The sequence below is a fragment of the Alienimonas sp. DA493 genome (assembly GCF_043951915.1).
In the GTDB taxonomy this organism is placed as follows: domain Bacteria; phylum Planctomycetota; class Planctomycetia; order Planctomycetales; family Planctomycetaceae; genus Alienimonas.
Genome location: NZ_JBINJD010000333.1, coordinates 1 through 926 on the forward strand (window position 1 = coordinate 1; position 926 = coordinate 926).

Here is a 926-nt window from a genome sequence, read left to right on the forward strand (position 1 = left end):
GGGATCGCCGGTTCCCTCCGCCGCAGCCCGCGCGGCGGCCTCCAGGGCCCGGGCCGGCTCCGTCAGGCAGGAGTAGCCCAGCGTCCCGCCGGCGCCCTTCAACGTGTGCACTTGGACGGCGACCGCGGCGAGGTCCCCGCGGCCCCGGGCCGTCCGCATCGCGGACAGCCGGTCCGGCAGCTCCGCGACGAACTCCATCGAGAGGTCCCGCAGGTAGTCGTCCTCCTCGGACAACTCGCAGCGGACCGGCTCCGGCTCCGCCATGACGGGCTCGTCTGCGGGAGGCTCGGCCGACGCCTGCGGCTCCGCCGGTTCGCAATCCCCCGCCGGCGGGGGATCGCCGTCGGCGCCCAAGACGGCGGAAAGCTTGTCCAGCAGCGCGTCCGGCCGGATCGGCTTCGGCAGGTAGTCGGTGCAGCCGGCGGCCAGGCACTTCTCCCGGTCGCCGTCCATCGCGTGCGCGGTCAGGGCGACGATCGGCGTGGCAAACCCGCGGGACCGCAGCTCCTCCGCGGCCCCGTAGCCGTCCAGCACGGGCATCTGCATGTCCATCAGGATCACCTCGTAGCCGGCGCCGGCCTCGGCGGCGGCGACCGCGGCGTCGACCCCCTCACGGCCGTCGGACGCCTCCTCCAGCGCCACGCCGGCCCGTTCCAGCACCACGCGGATCAGGCGCCGGTTCACCGCCCCGTCCTCGACGACCAGCACTCGCCGGCCGCGGAGGTTCGCCGGGGTCGCCGCGGCGGGCGCGGGCGGCGCCGCGGTCGCCCGCGGCGGTCCGGCATGGTTGCGGATCGAGTCGCCGTCGGCCCCCTCGTAGGTCGGCACGCCGGTCAGGTCGCCGGTCGCCACCCGGGCGACGAACACGCTGCCCTCGCCGTAGGCGCTGGATGCGGTGAGCGACCCGCCCAACCCCTCGGCGATCG

1 protein-coding gene is annotated in these 926 nt (G+C 76.2%); it reads right to left on the bottom strand.

All coding sequences use genetic code 11. The features are described 5' to 3' along the window. On the bottom strand, positions 1–926 hold a 926-nt coding region (locus ACG2DA_RS22860; RefSeq protein ID WP_395259017.1), incomplete at both ends, for a response regulator.